This is a genomic window from Maribacter sp. 6B07, from assembly GCF_002700155.1.
Classification (GTDB): domain Bacteria; phylum Bacteroidota; class Bacteroidia; order Flavobacteriales; family Flavobacteriaceae; genus Maribacter; species Maribacter dokdonensis.
In genome coordinates, this window is record NZ_PDUT01000001.1 from 844,949 (window position 1) to 864,600 (window position 19,652).

General features: G+C 35.9%; 11 protein-coding genes and 1 tRNA gene. 5 read left to right on the plus strand and 7 right to left on the minus strand.

What is annotated here, in order from left to right; translation table 11 throughout:
- Window positions 1-6: 6 nt before the first annotated feature.
- From CSC80_RS03590 to CSC80_RS03605, 4 genes are all read right to left on the minus strand, one after another.
- A complete protein-coding gene (locus CSC80_RS03590) occupies window positions 7-1,494 on the minus strand; it encodes a restriction endonuclease subunit S (protein ID WP_099189815.1) in 1,488 nt (495 codons plus the stop codon).
- Entirely contained in the window at window positions 1,487-2,926 is a 1,440-nt protein-coding gene (locus CSC80_RS03595) for a class I SAM-dependent DNA methyltransferase (protein ID WP_099189816.1), read from the minus strand. Before CSC80_RS03595 ends, CSC80_RS03590 begins: the two co-directional genes overlap by 8 nt.
- Window positions 2,927-5,296 carry a DEAD/DEAH box helicase family protein gene (locus CSC80_RS03600; protein ID WP_099189818.1) on the minus strand — a complete coding sequence of 790 codons (2,370 nt, stop codon included), beginning with the start codon at window positions 5,294-5,296 and terminating at the stop codon, window positions 2,927-2,929.
- A 170-nt stretch (window positions 5,297-5,466) separates the two neighbouring features.
- A tRNA-Gln gene (locus CSC80_RS03605) sits at window positions 5,467-5,537 on the minus strand.
- A 169-nt stretch (window positions 5,538-5,706) separates the two neighbouring features.
- Between CSC80_RS03605 and CSC80_RS03610 the strand changes: the two genes are divergently transcribed.
- Entirely contained in the window at window positions 5,707-9,057 is a 3,351-nt protein-coding gene (locus tag CSC80_RS03610; protein ID WP_099189820.1) for a DUF2723 domain-containing protein, read from the plus strand.
- 51 nt (window positions 9,058-9,108) lie between these two features.
- On the opposite strand, the gene CSC80_RS03615 is transcribed toward CSC80_RS03610, so the two are convergent.
- From CSC80_RS03615 to CSC80_RS03625, 3 genes are all read right to left on the minus strand, one after another.
- On the minus strand, window positions 9,109-9,405 hold the full coding sequence (locus tag CSC80_RS03615) for a thioredoxin family protein (RefSeq protein WP_058103959.1): 297 nt from the start codon (window positions 9,403-9,405) through the stop codon (window positions 9,109-9,111).
- Between the two features lie 92 nt (window positions 9,406-9,497).
- Window positions 9,498-10,727, minus strand: a complete 1,230-nt coding sequence (locus CSC80_RS03620) for a metallophosphoesterase (protein ID WP_099189822.1) — start codon at window positions 10,725-10,727, stop codon at window positions 9,498-9,500.
- 57 nt (window positions 10,728-10,784) lie between these two features.
- On the minus strand, window positions 10,785-11,507 hold the full coding sequence (locus tag CSC80_RS03625) for a copper homeostasis protein CutC (RefSeq protein WP_099189824.1): 723 nt from the start codon (window positions 11,505-11,507) through the stop codon (window positions 10,785-10,787).
- Between the two features lie 41 nt (window positions 11,508-11,548).
- Here CSC80_RS03625 and CSC80_RS03630 point away from each other — a divergent pair, with 41 nt between their 5' ends.
- From CSC80_RS03630 to CSC80_RS03645, 4 genes are all read left to right on the plus strand, one after another.
- Window positions 11,549-12,535: a N(4)-(beta-N-acetylglucosaminyl)-L-asparaginase gene (locus tag CSC80_RS03630; RefSeq protein WP_099189826.1), complete on the plus strand. Its 987-nt coding sequence runs from the start codon at window positions 11,549-11,551 to the stop codon at window positions 12,533-12,535.
- 99 nt (window positions 12,536-12,634) lie between these two features.
- Entirely contained in the window at window positions 12,635-15,469 is a 2,835-nt protein-coding gene (gene polA, locus CSC80_RS03635; protein WP_099189828.1) for a DNA polymerase I, read from the plus strand.
- Window positions 15,470-15,590: 121 nt separating this feature from the next.
- Window positions 15,591-18,923 carry a T9SS type A sorting domain-containing protein gene (locus tag CSC80_RS03640; protein WP_099189830.1) on the plus strand — a complete coding sequence of 1,111 codons (3,333 nt, stop codon included), beginning with the start codon at window positions 15,591-15,593 and terminating at the stop codon, window positions 18,921-18,923.
- Window positions 18,920-19,588: a hypothetical protein gene (locus CSC80_RS03645; RefSeq protein WP_099189832.1), complete on the plus strand. Its 669-nt coding sequence runs from the start codon at window positions 18,920-18,922 to the stop codon at window positions 19,586-19,588. The genes CSC80_RS03640 and CSC80_RS03645 overlap by 4 nt, the downstream gene beginning before the upstream one ends.
- Window positions 19,589-19,652: the final 64 nt, after the last annotated feature.

Here is a 19,652-nt window from a genome sequence, read left to right on the forward strand (position 1 = left end):
AGCCTGCTACACCGACTTTATTATATAATGATTATCAAATTCATCCTTATTTTCTGTTTTACTCTCAAACGCTTCTTTTAAAACTGCTTGCATTAGCATATTGGCATGTTGTTCACTTTGGGTTATTTCTTGCTCCAACGCATTACATTTTTGCATTAAGGTTTCTACTTTTTCTACTATCGCTTTTTGTTCTTCAAATGGCGGTAGACCAAATACGAGTTCATTTTGTAAGTATTTAACAGAACCCATATTTTTCATTGCCGAACCTCTTGCGTCAGAATTGACCTTGCTTTTTAATTGAGACTTAAACATTATAAGAAAAAAGGAATCTAAAATAGCTGAATTATTAAGTTTTATCTTCAATAGTGCTTGGTTTATTATACCGATTGGTGCATCACTTGGAAGTTTATAAGTTTCTCCTATTGTTCCAGCACAACTAACAATAATGTCTCCAGGACCTGCTAAAAACGATTTAAGATTAGGGTATTTTTCAGTTGATATGTAATAATTGCCTAGACTATAATTCTTTTTTATAGCATTTTGTTGCTCATAAACTTTGGTTACAGAACTTGATTTTGGTTCAAACATATTTTTTTTCAACGAACTCCCAAATGGACCTCTACGTAGTGGATTTTTAGTTAAAGCTAAAACTTGAGGAATTCTACACCAAACCCAATTTTCAGGAATTTCAAAAGGAATTTCCTCTTCTGTGATTGGTGGAAAGGGTTTTTCCTTTCTAATTTTCTTGTCTTTTATGAGCTGTTCTTTTTCTCCTTTTATGCGTTCTAATAATTCACTTACAGGTTCTGTATTTTGATTTTGCTTTCGCCATTCTTGGGTTAGTTTTCCTTGTATAGCTTCTTGTAAAAAGGCTTGTTTTAAATCGTCAAGTAGCTGCTTTTGAGTTTGTACTTCAAAAGTTAATTCTTTCCATTTGTCAACTACACTAATTTTACTCAATAAATCATTATCTAAATCTTTATAATCTTGGGTGTTGTTTTCTAATATGTCAAGATTGTTGGCAATTTTGTTTTGTTCAACTAAATCAATTATAGGTAGTTTAATACTCGAAATTCTTGTTTTACTTATAACAGGTTGCATTGCATTGTTAGCAAATTGTCCTAAATTTTGATAGTTCAAATAATGCTTTAAAAAATTTAGACTTAACCTGTCGTCAAAACTTTGCACTAATAAAGCATTATCAGTTACCCACGAGTTTTTTTTAATATTGAAAACGCACCCACAGCGAGCACCAACACGACCAATACCAATTGTCTCATAATCAATGTTAAATTCATTGTGTGAATTGTTTGTTATTCCACCACCTCCATAGACTTGATACTTGCCTTTTATCATTTTTCTTTTCGGTAAATTATCACCACTCGTAATGTCCAAAACAGAATGAATGTTTTCCCAAGTATTACATACTATATTTGAGAAATAATAATCGTATGCAATTTGCAGCTTATGGTTATCAAAATACTTTTTAGCCATAAATATTCTGCTTTATTTCATTTGTAAGTTCCTTCGATTTATCAAAAGATTTATTCAAAGCCTTTAGGATAAAATCTGAACTTTTTAATTCTTCTTCCTCTTCCTGAACAGGATTTTTAACATCTAAATCCCAATCTTTTAAATCATTAATATTTATTTTCCAAGATTGGTCGTTCTCTTCTCGGTTATTCCACCATTTAATTATTGGTTCAAACTCATTGAACTGTATAGGTTTGGTTTTAGAATAGCTTTTTTGTCCTTCGGGTAATTTATGTTCGTAATACCAAATGTCTTTGGTCTTATTACCCTTTTCAAAGAATAATAAATTAGTACTTACTGTGGCAGGAAAAAAAGTAGTCTGTGGTAAACGAATAATCGTGTGCAAATTAGTATCCGTCAATAACTTTTCTCTAATTCTTGATTTTACACCATCTCCAGTAATTGAACCATCAGGTAACACGATAGCACAACGTCCTTTTGGTTTTAAGAGTTGTAACATTAAAATCACAAATAAATCGGCAGATTCTTTACATCTATATGTTGCAGGATAGTTGGTTTCTACACCATCTGCTATACTCGCACCAAAAGGTGGATTTGCCAAAATAACATCTACTTGGTCTTTTCTACCAATGCTATTGTATTCCTTTTTTAAACTATCAATGTAATGATAGTCTGGAATATCCATTTCGTGTAAAATTAAATTGGTTAAACCCAAAACATAAGCCACAGGTTTTAATTCCCAACCTGTAATGCTATTTTGCAACGTATGTTCATCATCAACAGTATTTACATAATGTTCTCTAACGTGATCAATTGCTGCTGTTAAAAATCCGCCTGTACCAGCTGCTGGGTCAAGTACTTTTTCTCCCAATTTTGGGTCAGTCATTTGTGTCATCAATTGCGTTACTGCTCTTGGTGTGTAGTATTCACCTTTGTTTCCTGCATCACGCAATTCTTGTAAAATACTTTCGTAAATGTTTCCGAAAATGTGTTTGTCGTCAGAATTGTTAAAGTCAATTTCATTGAGTTTGTTAATGACTTTACGCATTTCGTAACCACTTTTCATATAGTTATTAGAACCATCAAACACTTCTTTAACTATGGCAGCACGTTTTGGGTTAGTTACGCTTGTTAATTTTCTCAACGTTGCAAACAAACCTCTGTTGCTTTGTGCGTTACTATCTATAAATTCTAATAAATCGTCTCCTGTAATTCCTTCTGGGTCGCTTGCCCAAGTTCTCCATTGAAATTTCTCTGGAATTACAGATTGATAATCGTCTTTTAAGATTTCTAATTCTTGGTCTTTATCGTCAATGATTTTTAAAAAGAGCATCCAACCTAATTGCTCTAATCGTTGTGCATCACCAGAAATTCCTCTGTCTTGACGCATTATATTTCTTATGCTGCTTACTACTGCTGCTACGTTTGCCATTTATGCTGTGGTATTGTATAATTCTGTTTCTAATTCCTTTAACGCTTGTAAATAAACTTTTTTGCTACCAAAAGCTTTGATTAATTCCATTGGTGTACCTAATTTATTTAAAGGGTCAAGTTTTAATACTTCTGTGCTTTCAATAGTTAATAAACCATCTTCTGCATATTTATCAAGTAAACTATTTAAAACCGTTTGGGCTTTGTCTCCATATTTGGTAAAATAGTTTCTCTTTTTTACGTTGTTTGCTCTTTCTTTTCTTGTTAAGGGTTTTGCTTCAAAAGCTACGTGACAGATTAAATCGAAAGGGTCAAATTCTTTTCCAACTTCATCTTTTAGAGCATCAAAGAAAATACCTTGTTCTTCTAATTCTTTAATAATAGCTTCTTTTTTCTCTGAATTGTTCCAAGAATTTAGAAATTTCTCTAAACTTTGATATTGTTTGGTTACGTTGTTTTTGGTATAGTCTTTTAGACTTTCCGTTATGATTTTACCATCATTACCTAAATATTGCACGCGTTCATTTACAATTTTAACTTGAACACCATCTACTCGAATTTTTTCTCGCCTCGTATCTTCTTCAATTAATCCACCACCTTGAATGTCTGGAAAATCAACTTCTTCGCCATCCAAAATGTCTGTGATTACTTCATCTGTGGTTTCATCTTCTGCTCCAGATAAATCATCATCTTCACCAACTTGTTTTATCATTACTGGGTCGCCATCAAAATCTGGGTCAGCAAATAAGTTGGTTACATTTCTAAAGTCCATAATGGTAAAATAGGTTTTACCATATTCCTCATTTATTCTCGTTCCACGACCAATAATTTGTTTAAATTCGGTCATTGAACCAATATTGCTATCTAAAACAATGAGTTTACAAGTTTGAGCATCAACTCCTGTTGTCATTAATTTTGAAGTTGTCGCAATAACAGGATAAGGTTCACTTGGATTGATAAAACTATCCAACTCGCGTTTTCCTTCTTCGTTATCGCCTGTAATTTGCATTACGTACTTATTATTTTGAGCAAATAAATCGGCATTGGCGTTAGCCAATGCGGAACGCATTCCTTCTGCGTGCTCAATGTCAATACAGAAAACGATTGATTTTGCAAATCTGTCATAACCTTTTAAGAATTCTGTTATCTTTTTTGCAACTAATTTTCTACGTTCGTCAACAACTATATTTTTGTCAAAATCCGTTCTGTTGTAGATTCTATCTTCAACTGGATTTCCGCTTTTATCTACAAAACCTTGTGTTGGTCGCCAACCTTCGGCATCAATATCTAAAGTCACTTTTACAACTTTGTAAGGTGCAAGAAAACCATCATCAATTCCTTGTTTTAAAGAATAGGTGTAAATCGGTTCTCCGAAATAATCAATATTTGAAACTTCGGTTGTTTCTTTTGGTGTTGCAGTTAATCCAATGTGAGTTGCTTTGTCGAAATAAGCTAAAATCTCACGCCATTTGCTATCTTCTTTTGCACTTCCTCTGTGGCACTCGTCAATTATGATTAAATCAAAAAAGTCTGGACTAAATTGTTTGTATGCATCTGCTCCTTGACTATCAGATAAACCTTGATATAATGCTAAATAAATATTGTAAGCTGTGTCAATTTGTTTCTTTTTTATGATTGTTAGAGCATCTTTAAAATGTCTAAAATCTCCACGAGCTGTTTGGTCAATTAATGCAGTTCTGTCCGCTAAAAATAGAATTCTCTTTTTTGCTCCACTTTTCCAAAGCCTATAAATGATTTGAAAAGCTGTGTAAGTTTTTCCTGTTCCAGTTGCCATAACCAAAATAATTCGGTCTTGACCTTTTGCAACTGCTTCAATTGTTCTGTTTACTGCAATTTGTTGGTAATATCTTGGACTACGACCAGAACCATCTTGAAAATATTCTTGCTTTGCAATTTCTTCAACTTCTTCGGTTTCAATTCCTTTGTACTTTTTGTACTTCTGCCAAAGAATTTCAGGACTTGGAAATTCGTCTAAAGTCAGTTCTTTTTCAATTTCTCCGTCTGTTGCCGTTTTGTCGTGAAAGTAAAATCCGTCTCCATTACTACTAAACACACAAGGAATATCCAAGGTGTTGGCGTAGCCAAGAGCTTGTTGAATTCCACTTTTTACACTGTGTTTGTTGTCTTTTGCCTCAATTATGGCAATCGGAACATTCGGTTTGTAGAAAAGAATATAGTCCGCAAATTTTCGTTTTCCTCTTGCAGTCAGCTTTCCTTTCACATAGATTCGACCATCTGTGAAGAAAATCTCACGTCCTAATTGTGTTTGCTCATCCCAACCTGATTTCAAAATCGCAGGTGTGATAAATTTCGCCTTTATGTCAGATTCAGATAAGTCTTTTTTATTCAAGGATATAATATTTAGGTTTGGTCACACTTATTTAAAGCTAATCTAACTTAACTTATATTGAAAATAGAAAAAAGCCAACAAAAACACTAACTGTTATGACAATTACACGTACATATAGAGCATAAAAAACCCCAGTGACCTGATTTACAGATTACTGGGGAACTCTTTTGTTGGCCCACAAGGACTCGAACCTTGAATGACGGTACCAAAAACCGGAGTGTTACCATTACACCATGGGCCAATACCTTTTTAAGAGGCTGCAAATTTAAAACAAAGTTTGGTTTCACCAAATATTTTTTAAAGTAAAAATTGAAAAAATCTTTATTGCCTCATGTTAAAGGTTTATAAAAATAGTTTATTCCTTTCTATATTAATTAGTAAATTCGCCACTTAGGTTTAACCCAAGCTTCATGTTTTCAAACAACTACCAAAAGTGGAACACCATACTAGGATGGTCCGTATTTTTTATAGCCCTTATAACGTATTATATTACCGTTGAGCCCACTAATAGTTTTTGGGATGCAGGTGAATATATAGCTACCGCTGCCAAATTGCAAGTTGGTCACCCACCGGGGGCACCTCTATTACAAATGATCGGTGCTTTCTTTGCCATGTTCGCATTGGAACCCAATCAAGTAGCTATGATGGTAAATTTAGTATCTGGGGTATCTAGCGCATTTACCATTCTATTCATGTTCTGGACCATTACCAATATTACCAGAAAACTGATAGATAAAGATGGTCCTTTTACCAATAGTAAGGCTATTGCGGTATTTGGAAGTGCTTTAGTAGGATCCCTTGCATTTACCTATTCCGATAGTTTTTGGTTCAACGCGGTGGAAACAGAAGTATACGCCATGGCCAGTTTCATTATGGCACTTTTGTTATGGTTAGGTCTTAAATGGACAGATAATTTAGACGACCCTAGGGGGAATAGATGGATCATACTGATCTCTTTTGTTGTAGGCCTTACTTTCGGTATTCAATTTATGGGCTTTTTGGCCATACCTTCAATTGGTCTACTTTACTATTTTAAAACCTACAAAAAAACAACGGTAAAGAATTTTTTACTGGCTAACATTATCGTCATTGCCATTTTAATGTTGGTTTATAAATTCTCATTGACCTACGTATTAAAATTATTTGGATGGGGCGAAGTCTTTTTTATAAACAGTATAGGCTTACCTTTTAATTCTGGATCAATAATCATTGGCCTGTTATTTATTGCCGCTTTTTATTTTGGCTTAAACTATACGCGTAAGAACAATTACAAAACAGCAAACACCATTGTTTTATGTATGATGTTTTTGTTTTTAGGATTTTCTTCATGGCTAATGTTGCCCATAAGGGCAAATGCCAAGGTTGTAATTAACGAAAACAACCCTGAAGATGCGAGAGCTCTTTTAGCGTACTATAACAGGGAGCAATACCCAGGTGTGGATAGTCCCGTTTACGGCACCTATTATTCCGATATGTTTGCAGCACCAGGCGAAGATCAAGACGGCAAACCAAAATATGAAAAAGATTATACGCTAGGTAAATATATAATTGTAAATAAATACAAAGATGCCATTCAGGGTCCAAATCCAAAGCACCAAGGTTTATTACCTAGAATGTGGAGCTCTCAAAATGCAGAGAATTACATGCGCTATTTTGGAGCCTTGGATTTCAGGATTACCCAGCCCAACCAAGAATTAAGACAAGCGGCAGAGCAGGTTAAAATAGGTTTTGCAAATGGCGAAATCGGGGCGGATCAATACATCAGTTTCTTAAAACGTTTTGATGAATACATAGAAGTGCAACCACCAACTTTGTGGGACAACATAGAATACATGATCGAGTTTCAGTTCAACTACATGTATTTACGCTATTTTATGTGGAATTTTGTTGGAAAACAGAATGATGTTCAGGGCCGTTATAATGAAAATGGTAATTGGTTGAGCGGAATCAATTTTATTGATAGCTGGCGTTTAGGTAGTCAAGACAATTTACCTAGTGACATACAAAACAATCCTGGCAGAAACACCTATTTCTTTTTACCATTGATTCTAGGAATTATTGGAATTATTTTTCAAGTATCTAAAGACAAAAGACAATTTTGGGTGCTGCTGATTTTCTTTCTTTTTACAGGGCTGGCAATTCAATTTTACACCAATCCAGGCATCTTTCAGCCACGTGAACGCGACTACTCCTTAGTAGGGTCGTTCTATGTTTTTGCCCTTTGGATAGGCATTGGAGTGTATGGTCTTTATGATGGTTTCAAAGATTGGATCACACCAAAAATATTGGCACCTGTTGTAGTCGTTGCTACCTTACTTGCCGTACCAACGGTTATGGCGGTACAAAACTGGGATGATCACGATAGGTCAAATAGATTTACAGCGAATTCATCAGCAAAAGCATATTTAGATTCTTGTCAAGAAGATGTTGGTGCTATATTGTTCACCATTGGAGATAATGATACCTTCCCTATTTGGTATGCCCAAGAAATAGAACATTATAGAACAGATGTGCGCATAGTTTGTACCAGCCTTTTTGAAACAGATTGGTATGTAGATCAAATGAAAGCGGCGGCTTATGAGAGCGCACCTATACCCTCTCAAATAACCCATGAAAAATACAGATGGGGATCTAGGGACGTATTGTACCACCAAAGCATTACCGAGAATAGATGGCCAATTAAAGATTTTATCAATTGGATCGATAGTGATAAACCAAGAACTAAACTTAAGTATTTATTTGAGCAGAATGGGGCAGATTTAAGTCAATATTCTGAAGATACGCAAAACATAGTTTACTACCCTACCAACAAAATTAGGGTTCCCGTCAACAAACAGAATGTATTAAGTAGTGGTTTGGTGAAGGAAAAAGATGCCGATTTAATTGTAGATTATATTGATATAGACTTACCTGGCGCCATTACCAAGAAAAGCATGATGATGCTTGATATTTTGGCGAACAACGACTGGAAACGTCCTTTGTACTTTTCTGGAGGAAGTTTTGATGATGCCGAATATCTTTGGATGAAAGACTACTTACAATTAGATGGTTTAGCCTATAAATTAGTACCTATAAGAACAGAAAGACCTAATGCTTTTGAATTAGGCAGAATAGATACCGATTTAATGTATGACATTGTAACCGGTTGGGATTGGGGCAACTCTGGTGGTGATATTTACCATGATACGCAAACACGTATACAGAGTGTTTCGTTCAGAGGCAATTTGGCGCGCTTAACCGAAGGGCTGATCAAGGAGAACAAAATGGACAAGGCCAAGGATATTATTGAAATATCATTGACTAATATGCCCGTAGACAAGTTTGGCTATTACACTTTAGTAGAACCATTTATTGATGGTTATTACAAAGTTGGTGAAAGCAATAAAGCCCGTGAGCTTTTTGAAAAACTTAAGAAAAAGTATCAAGAAAGATTGGAATATTATGCCTCTACCAGCTTAGACGAACAATATAATAACATTGACGATATTATAGCCGATATGGAAGCTTACAGGCGCAATATTGATATTGTAATCACAAATGACAGTGAGGATACTGCAGAAAAAGAAACATTGATATTCAATGAGTATATTGACAAGTTTCAACACTTCTATAAGGACGAAGATGATATGGGTATGCCGCAAGATGTATTGGATTCTAATCCAGACATGATGGATACCATGCCAATATCCGATACTATACTACCAGATAATACCAAAACGGATATATTAGAAGATACAATAGATATTTCTACACAACAATAAGCTTTGGGCGAAAGCCCAAAGTGTTTTAGAAATGAAATGAAGAGAGATAGATTACACGTATTCTTTGAGAATACCAATTAAAGTGTTAGCGTCTTGCTCACCGCTTTGGCGCCAAACCATTTCGCCCTTCTTGTAGATCATTAGCGTAGGCAAACCTTTAACCCGTAAGGCCTGTGAAAGTTCTTTGTTCTTGTCCACATCGATTTTTATAACCTTACCTCTATCACCTAAAGCCGCAGCTACATCTCTAAGCACAGGGTGCATTGCAGTTGACTGTTCGTTCCACTCTGCATAAAAATCCAGAAGAACGGGTACCTTTAAATCTATTAGTTCACCAAATTTGGACATATAAAATACTTTTCTATGTTAGCCAAATGTAGTAAAAATTGTTAAAATACTACTCTTGCCTATCTATTTGTAGCCCTGTAAAAGGGTTAAAATCATGTTAATGCCTTTTTTCTCAAAGTTATCACCGTAATCTCTGGCCAAATTCCAACTCTACCAGGATATCCTAAAAAACCAAATCCTCTGTTCACATTCAGAAATTGCCCCATCTCTTTATAAATACCTGCCCAATATGGGTATCTCCATTTCACCGGACTCCATTTGATCCACCCCGGTATTTCAATACCAAATTGCATACCGTGAGTATGGCCGCTTAACGTTAAATGATAGTGGTAAGCATCTTTAATAACCTCCATTTCCCAATGCGAAGGATCATGGCTCATTAATATTTTAAAATCATTTACATTGACCTGTGAAGCTGCTTTTTTTAAATCTCCGGCTTTCTTGAATCCGCCTTTTCCCCAATTCTCCACACCTACTAAAGCAATCTTATCCTCTCCTTTTTTAAGATACCTATGTTCATTGAGCAAAAGGTCAAATCCCATTTGCTTCTGCAAAGCTTTAAGATCCTCTAAATTCTTACTCTTCAACTCTTCCGTTTCCCAAGGTATATAATCTCCGTAATCATGATTGCCCAACACAGAGAACTTTCCGTCTTTAGCATCTAGCGTGCTAAACAAATCCGCCCAGGGTTCCATTTCAGAGGTCATATTGTTCACCATATCGCCAGTAAAAAGCAATACATCACTTTTTTGCTGATTGATCAAGTCTACAGCATATTCAATTTTTTTTCTATCATCAAAACTTCCACTATGTATGTCAGATATTTGTGTAATCTGGTACCCATCAAAACTATCTGGAAGATCATCAAATTCTAAATTATACTTCAATACCTTAAAATTGTATTTACCCTTGTACATACCGTACAAAAGAGCACCAAAGGGCACAGCTGCGATCCCCAAAGCCAACAAACTTAAAAATCGCCTACGTGCAGGCAAGCCAAATTGTTTTTCCGCCCCATATAATTTTTGATATAAACCCGAAATAAGCCGATAAATATCCTCTGAAAACAAAAATAGAATAGTAATAATATTGAAGGTTAGCATGGTCAACAAAAAACCAAAGGCATAACTTTTAGGTATACTTAAAACACGCCCCGTTTCTTCACCAGCAGTAAATTGATATATAAAATTCAACATAACAGCCAGTGAAACTGCTATATAAAGCCAAGACCACCAAGGCTGTTTTGAAATGGTTCTTAATGCCTGAAGTACATAAAAACTTAAAGCAATGTATGCCAAAACGAAAATAAGCCAACGAATCATGTTCTTTTTTTTTACAAAGATATCTGTATAACAGTGGTATGTGCGCTCATTTACATTTTATTTAACCTTGGACACCACAGTCTTAATATTCTCAAATTGAGTAACGGCAATATGGTCATCACTTAAAAAACCCTCAGAATTCATGGAAATCAATGGTTTTGATGGCAACTTCTGTTTCATAGCGGTACCCGATAAATGTACTGCCTTAAAACCCTGCTCCTTGAACATTTGAACGTTGCCAGCATTTACGCCCGAACCTGGCATTATTTCAATTACCGTATTTTGAGCCTTTAATTCTACCAAAAAGTCTATTCCGTCTGGAGCTGAACGCTGTTGACCCGATGACAAAATGTTATTCACTTGCATTCTTTCCAGTTCCAACAATGCTTCCTTCGGGTTCTTAACCCAATCAAAGGCCCTGTGGAATGTAAAGTGCATACTACCGGCCGCCAATTTAAGTTTATGCGTACGATCAATATCCAAGGTAAAATTATTCAAAAGCACTCCAGACACAACACCATCAAAACCTAATTCTGCACAAAGTTCAATATCAGATATCATTATATTCAATTCGTCATCAGAATAGGTGAAATCTCCACTTCTAGGCCTTATCAATACATGGACGGGAATAGAAACCTGTTCCCTAACCGCTTTTAACAACCCAAAAGAAGGTGTTAATCCACCTACCGCCAACTCTGTACATAACTCAATACGGTCTGCCCCAGCACGTTCTGCTACCATGGCAGATTCTAAAGAATTTGCACAAACTTCTACTATCATATTGCTATATTTAAGGTCATTAAAAGTAAAGAACCAAACCCATGAAAAGAAGAAAGTTTCTAAGAAATTCAAGTACAGTTGCCGCCGGTATCGTTTCTGCACCTATATTATCATCGTACAAAGAAATCCCTGCGGTAGGTACAACAGACAATACACCAGTGCTACCTATTGCTATTTGTACATGGAATTTTGGAAACGCCACCGCCAAAGCATGGGAAGTTCTTGAAAAAGGAGGTAACGCTCTTGATGCAGTTCACCAAGGTGTTATGGTCGAAGAAAACGATTTAAGCAATAGTACCGTAGGTAATGGCGGAAGACCGGATAGGGATGGTAATGTTACCCTAGACGCTTGTATTATGGACAAAGATGGAAAATGTGGGGCAGTATTGGCTATGCAGAACATTGCAAACCCAATTTCAGTGGCCAGAAAAGTGATGGAAGAAACGCCTCATGTAATGCTTGCCGGCAAAGGTGCTGAGCAATTTGCATACGAGCAAGGTTTTGATAAGACAAATCTTTTAACTGAAGAATCCAAACAAGCATGGGAAGAATGGAAAAAAACATCACAGTACAAACCAATAATAAATATTGAAAATCATGATACCATAGGCATGTTGGCCATTGATGCCGATGGAGACATTGCAGGTGCATGTACCACAAGCGGTATGGCATATAAAATGGCAGGTAGAGTTGGCGACTCCCCTATTATTGGCGCTGGACTTTTCGTAGATAACGAAGTTGGCGGCGCAACAGCAACAGGCGTTGGCGAAGAAGTGGTAAGAACCGTTGGTAGTTTTCTGATCGTAGAATTAATGCGCCAAGGAAAATCGCCACAAGAAGCATGCGAAGAAGGCGTAAAAAGAATTATTGCAAAAAATAAGGACAAGCAAGACTTTCAAATAGGCTTTATCGCCATCAATAAAAAAGGAGAAACTGGCGGATATTGTATTCACCCAGGGTTTACCTATAGAACATATACCAAAGAAGGTCATGTAAATAATCCTTCAGATAGTTATTTAAAAAGTTAATTGAACCGTACAACATTTTAGATATAAGCAATAGGCAATTCTCACCTATAGTTTCCCTATCAATTTGTACTTTTATCCTTTTTCATACAATACTCAAAAATGGCAGATCAAAAAAGACTCTTTTTGCTAGATGCATACGCACTTATATTTCGTGGTTACTATGCGCTTATAAAAAACCCAAGAATAAACTCTCAAGGCATGGACACCTCTGCCATTATGGGTTTCATGAATTCCTTATTCGATGTAATACGCCGTGAAAAACCCGATCATTTAGCCGTTTGCTTCGATAAAGGCGGCAGTGTGGAAAGAACTGAGATGTTTGCCGAATATAAGGCTAACAGAGATGAAACCCCAGATGCCATTAGGATAGCGGTACCCTATATACAAGATATACTTAAGGCTATGCACATACCTTGTGTGGTATTGGAAGGCTGGGAGGCAGATGACATTATAGGCACATTATCCAAACAAGCTGAAAAGGAAGACTACAAAGTTTTTATGGTCACCCCAGATAAGGACTTTGGACAATTGGTTTCCGAAAACATATTTATGTACCGCCCTGCGAGAATGGGTAACGGTATTGAAATTTGGGGAATTCCAGAAATTCAAAAACGTTTTGGTGTAGAAAGACCGGAGCAGGTAATAGATTACTTAGGTATGATGGGCGATGCCAGTGATAACATACCCGGATTACCAGGTGTGGGAGACAAAACTGCAAAAAAATTCATTGCCCAATTTGGATCTATGGAAAATCTATTGGCAAATACCGATCAGTTGAAAGGTAAGATGAAGGAGAAAGTAGAAGCAAACAAAGAATTGGGTATACTTTCTAAAAAATTAGCCACCATATGCATTGATTGCGACGTTACTTTCAACGCTAAGGACTATGAACTTTCAGTACCTGATTTTGAGAAGGTACAAGAGATATTTGAACAATTGGAATTTAGAAGATTAAAGGATCAATTCATTAAAATATTCTCGGAAGAAACAGAAGAAACCGTTACACAGGTTACCAGCACAGCAACTGCTAAAAAAGAAAAACAAGATGCGGGGTCAGGGCAATTCTCCTTATTTGGGGGTTCTGCAGATGCCGGAGCAACCGTAAAAGACTTTTCTAGTAGAAAAACCATTGCAGATGTAGCACACTCATACCAAAGTGTAGCTCCTGGTATGGCAATGAAGCTTTTCTTAAAAAATTTAATGCAGCAAACTTCAGTATGTTTTGATACCGAGACTACAGGTTTGGACCCGTTGACCGCTGAGTTGGTAGGAATTGCTTTTTCTTGGGAAGCAACAAAAGGTTTTTACATTCCTTTTACGGATAACAAAGAAGAAGCACAGGCACTTTTAGAAGAGTTACGCCCTTTCTTTGAAGCCGAAGAAATTGAAAAAATAGGTCAGAATTTAAAGTATGATATTAAGGTATTGGATAAATACAATATTGATGTCAAAGGACCTTTATTCGATACTATGTTGGCCCACTATCTAATTAATCCGGATATGCGTCATAATATGGATGTTCTGGCAGAGACCTATTTAAATTACACTCCAGTATCCATTACTGAACTTATTGGCAAAAAAGGCAAGAATCAATTGAGTATGCGCGATGTTCCGTTAGAAAAACAAACGGAATATGCAGTAGAAGATGCGGATATTACCTTTCAACTTGCACAACATTTTAGACCAGAACTAAAAGAGGCAAATACAGAAAAATTATTTCATGATATTGAGATTCCCCTACTACGTGTACTAGCGGATATGGAGCTAGAAGGAATCAATTTAGACAAGGAATTCTTGAATTCACTCTCCGAAGACTTGAATAACGACATTTCAAACCTTGAGAAGAAAATTTATGAAGTTGCCGGTGAAGAATTTAATATAGGGTCTCCAAAGCAATTAGGTGAAATTTTATTTGACAAACTAAAACTGGTAGACAAACCTAAAAAAACCAAAACAGGTCAATATTCTACCGCGGAAGATGTATTATCCTTTTTGGCTAAAGACCATGAAATTGTACAAAATGTATTGGATTACAGAGGTCTTGCCAAATTAAAAAGCACCTATGTAGATGCATTGCCAGAACAGGTTGAGCCTTCTACTGGAAGAGTGCATACCGATTATATGCAAACCGTTGCAGCTACCGGAAGGTTAAGTAGCAACAACCCTAACTTACAAAACATTCCAATTAGAACAGAGCGTGGAAGACAAGTAAGAAAAGCTTTTATACCAAGAGATGAGAACTACACGTTGTTAGCGGCAGATTATTCACAAATAGAATTACGTATAATTGCAGCTTTAAGTGAAGAAACCACCATGATTGAGGCTTTCAAACATGGAGAGGATATTCATGCTTCTACAGCATCTAAGGTATTCAATGTACCATTGGATGAAGTTACACGAGAACAACGTAGCAATGCCAAGACGGTGAACTTTGGTATCATCTATGGCGTATCAGCATTTGGATTAAGTAACCAAACGGACCTATCAAGAAAAGAAGCAAAAGAATTGATAGACACCTACTACAAGACTTATCCTAAGCTAAGAAACTACATGAGCGAGCAGGTAGATTTTGCACGTGAAAACGGTTATGTCTCAACAGTGTTGGGCAGAAGAAGATACCTTAAGGATATAAACGGCAGTAATGCAATAGTACGTGGCGCTGCAGAACGAAATGCCGTAAACGCACCTATTCAAGGTAGTGCGGCAGATATCATTAAAATTGCCATGATCAACATTCATAAAAAGTTAGAAGAAGGCAATTACAAATCTAAAATGTTACTGCAAGTACATGATGAATTGGTATTCGATATCTACAAACCAGAATTAGAAGAATTGCAAACACTGATTAAATCAGAAATGGAAAATGCATACAAAATAGCAGTTCCTTTAGATGTTGAAGTTGGCTTAGGTGATAATTGGTTGGTAGCCCATTAAAATACAGGGACTACACTAATACACCAGAAAATGTAAGAAAGTTACTGCGGTATTTTAACGAAAATATGCTGTTAAGAAAACGCTAATATTTATATTAGTGCTTTACTAACCAGATATTTTTATGATTAAAATCTACCCTAGGCTGCTTTTGGCAGCCCTCTTTTTGATTTGCTTTAAAGGATTATCGCAAACGAATTATTTACAAAATGCCAGCTTTGAAAGTTGGTCCGGAAGTCCAGAATCACCAGTAAATTGGAGTATTACCAATGAAAATGACATTAACAAAAGTTCAGATGCCACAGAAGGTAACTTCTCCCTGGAACTAGGTTTGAACAACACTCTAGTAAACCAAACCGTACTAAGCACTTGGAATGCCAGCAGTATAGTTTTAGAACCAAACACCAACCATACCTTTTCCTTTGATTACAAAGTAAGTACAGAAGCAGGTAATAATCTAAGTGCCTATTTAGATATAGTTAAAGACGAAGGAAGTTATACCATACAATATATTCATGAATTTATTCCTTTAGAAAGTGATGGCGGTTGGCATACCTATACTTTTGATTTTGATACGGATACTGAAGAAGATTATGCGTTTGAGTTAATGTTTAGAGCCAACACAAGTCCTGCAAGCTCAATAATAGTAGACAATTTAAAAGTTTTGGGTGACGACACAACTACTAATCTTGACCGCGATGCTTTAATTGCACTATACAATGCTACGGACGGCGACAACTGGACCGTTTCTTGGGACTTAAATGCAGATATCAGCACTTGGGCAGGAATAATATTAAATACAGAAGGTAGGGTAAGAACACTAGTTTTAGATAGTCGTAATTTAACCGGAGAAATTCCCAGTGAAATTGGCAATCTTACAGAATTAGAATGGATAGACCTTGGGCGAAATAACCTTACAGGGGAAATTCCCGAACAATTCGGAAATTTACTAAAATTAAAAAGACTAAATCTCCGCACAAATCAATTAACGGGGAATGTTCCTAGTGAATTAGGCAATTTATCAAATTTAGAAATTTTACTTCTAAATTCTAACAATCTTACCGGTGCTCTACCAATAGACCTTGGTAATTTAAGCTCAATTCAACAAATGGATTTTACCTTAAATCAATTATCTGGTCCCATACCAGTATTCTTAGGGAATTTAACCTCATTGACCTATTTAAGTCTTTACGGCAATCAACTAACAGGCACTATTCCACAAGAACTAGGTAACTTAACTAATCTTAAAAATTTAGTACTCGGGAATAATGATTTAACCGGCGAAATACCATCTCAAATTTATAATCTTACCGAACTTTTAGAATTAAATTTATTCTCTACAAACATTACAGGTACAATTCCAACAGAAATAGGCAACCTTACTAAATTAGTTTTTCTTAGGTTAGGTGACACGCAAATGTCAGGCAGTATACCCCCAGAAATTGGCTATCTAACTCAATTAGAAGACCTTGCCCTGTTCCGATCCAATTTTTCCGGACCATTACCACAAGAAATTGGCAACTTAACAAAACTTGAAAAATTAAGGTTGAATAACAATAATTTTTCTGGAAGTATCCCGTCAAGCATTGGAAATTTAACACTTCTAAAAGAGATTGGGTTGCGAGAAAACAATCTTTCTGGTAGTTTACCCTCTGAGATAGGTAATCTTACATCTTTAGAAAACTTCTATCTATCTAACAATCAAATAAGCGGAAGCATACCTGCAAGTATTGGCAACCTAAGTTCAATAAAAACTTTATGGTTTGACAGCAACAATTTTTCTGGCTCCATTCCGCCCGAAATAGGAAACCTTACCCAACTAGAACTTTTAATTCTAAATACTAATGAATTAACAGGTACCATTCCAAGTGAAATGGGTAACATGAGTAGTTTAGGCACCGCAGATTTTAGTAATAATTCTATAACTGGAGGCATACCTGCGGAAATTGGAAATTTAGCACAACTAAGAGCTTTTGGATGTGAAAATTGCAGCTTATCTGGAAACATTCCTATTTTTAGTTCAAGCCTTTCAAAAAGTGTGGTTCTTAAAAACAACAACCTAACATTCAGTGATTTAGACAATTCAGTTATAAATTCTATAAATACTACGTTTAGCATACAACCGCAGCGTAATTTAAATAATGAAGAAGAAATAGAATTAGAACTAGGTGATGAAGCAAACTTAGCTGTTACCGGTCTATCACATGCCATCAATCAATTTCAATGGCGAAAAGATGGAACTAATTTACCAAACGAAACAAGTGCTACATTTTCTATACTTTCATCAACAGTAACCGATATTGGGGTTTATGATTGTGTAATTACCAATTCTAGTGTACCTGGCTTAACGTTATATAGAAATACAATCACTATAAGTATAAATGGTGTTGATGGTGAAGCAGATGATGATAACGACGGTGTTAAGAATTCTAATGATTTTTGCCCAAATACAAGCATAGGAAATAATGTAAATGCTAATGGATGCACAGAAAGCCAATTAGATGACGATAAAGATGGGGTTGACAATACAAATGATATTTGCCCAAATACTCCAAGTGATGAAGACGTAAATGCATATGGTTGTTCAGAAAGTCAATTATCAGATAATGATGATGACCATGACGGTGTACCTAATGATATTGATGTTTGTGAAAATACTCCTATTGGCGCTGTAGTTGGTAGCACTGGTTGTAGCTACCAAGATATTTTAGTGCCAAAACCAGATGATTTTACTGCAAAAGCTACGAGCACTTCTTGCCCAGACACCGCAAACGGGATGCTTACTGTTGAGTTTAAAGTTAATCAAACACATATACTAGCGATAACTGGGCCAAATAATTTCTCTGCTAACTATACACAACAGAACGGGAGTACACTTATGGTTACTGATCTAGAACCAGGTTCTTATACCATTGTTGCCAATTCAGAAATCGGTCGACTAGTTGGCGCACCCAATGTTGAATTTAGTTTGAATATTGAAACCCCAGAAGAATTCATTTCAGGGAAGACGGTAATAGATTATACCGCTAAAAAAGCAAGCATTGTAGTTTCAGGCAGTAAAAATTATCAGGTTTTGGTTAATGACAAAACATATTCTTTTCAAGTGGAGAATGTTGACAATCACCAATTATCATTCCCACTAGATCAAGGGGCGAATGTTATCTCCATAGAAACCGATAAAATTTGCCAAGGAGTATTCAATGATAGTGTTGTAATTAGTAATGCCATTTTATCACCTAACCCGGTTGCCGATATATTAAAGGTTGACGGCTTGGATTTGATGACCAATGCTCAACTAATTCTATCAAACTTAAGCGGAGTTACCTTATTACAAGAATATCGCTTGATTGGCAACGGCACTTTAGAAATGAATATTTCTAACTTATCTCCAGGCATATATATGCTTACCATTATAGAGGGAGATAAAGAAATCAACTTAAAATTTGTAAAAAAATGAGATTAGCTATAAAATTAATTTTGGCAGGAATTCTAGTAGCTTCTTGCGGCGGCAAAGATAATGATACCACCACTCCACCTATAGAAAAAGAACTAGGCTCCTTTAATCTAATTTTTCCAGACAACAATTTAATTTGTACCGAAGGAGAAGACAATGGAACCGATGGTGTAAATATTGAATTTCAATGGTCGGCCTCTTCTAATGCAACATCTTATGATTTGGAAATCACGAACCAAGAAAACAATTCGACCGATACAAGAACCGTAAATGCAACCTCATTGGAAGTAGGTCTACCAAAGGGAACTCAATTCTCTTGGAAAGTTACAGCAATTCTTGAAGATAAATCTTTAGCAAGTGATACTTGGAATTTCTATTCCGAAGGTACAAGCACAGAGAATTTTGCACCGTTCCCTGCAGAAATCACAGTTTCCGAAAATAATGACGGTACTGTGACCGTATCATGGATAGGCGAAGACCTGGATAATGACATTGTTAATTATGATGTATACATTGGCGTTTTTGGAAATTTGGAATTAATTCTAGAAAACACCACAAACCTGAACATCAACTATAGCATAACAGCAGGAGAACAGTATCATGTTCAGGTAATTTCTAAAGATAGTAATGACAATACGTCTACTAGCCAAACCTATTTTACCTTCTAGAAAGTTAAAGTTTATTTAAAGGGAGACGAAAATACATTTCTAGAACGTTAGCATATAGCGTACT

Excerpts from the sequence above, each read along its gene's own strand:
- CSC80_RS03595 (WP_099189816.1), bottom strand. The coding sequence starts at position 2,926 with ATGGCAAACGTAGCAGCAGTAGTAAGCAGCATAAGAAATATAATGCGT.
- CSC80_RS03630 (WP_099189826.1), top strand. The coding sequence starts at position 11,549 with ATGAAAAGAAGAAAGTTTCTAAGAAATTCAAGTACAGTTGCCGCCGGT.
- CSC80_RS03640 (WP_099189830.1), top strand. The coding sequence starts at position 15,591 with ATGATTAAAATCTACCCTAGGCTGCTTTTGGCAGCCCTCTTTTTGATT.
- CSC80_RS03620 (WP_099189822.1), bottom strand. The coding sequence starts at position 10,727 with ATGATTCGTTGGCTTATTTTCGTTTTGGCATACATTGCTTTAAGTTTT.
- CSC80_RS03645 (WP_099189832.1), top strand. The coding sequence starts at position 18,920 with ATGAGATTAGCTATAAAATTAATTTTGGCAGGAATTCTAGTAGCTTCT.
- CSC80_RS03590 (WP_099189815.1), bottom strand. The coding sequence starts at position 1,494 with ATGGCTAAAAAGTATTTTGATAACCATAAGCTGCAAATTGCATACGAT.
- CSC80_RS03625 (WP_099189824.1), bottom strand. The coding sequence starts at position 11,507 with ATGATAGTAGAAGTTTGTGCAAATTCTTTAGAATCTGCCATGGTAGCA.
- CSC80_RS03610 (WP_099189820.1), top strand. The coding sequence starts at position 5,707 with ATGTTTTCAAACAACTACCAAAAGTGGAACACCATACTAGGATGGTCC.
- polA (WP_099189828.1), top strand. The coding sequence starts at position 12,635 with ATGGCAGATCAAAAAAGACTCTTTTTGCTAGATGCATACGCACTTATA.
- CSC80_RS03615 (WP_058103959.1), bottom strand. The coding sequence starts at position 9,405 with ATGTCCAAATTTGGTGAACTAATAGATTTAAAGGTACCCGTTCTTCTG.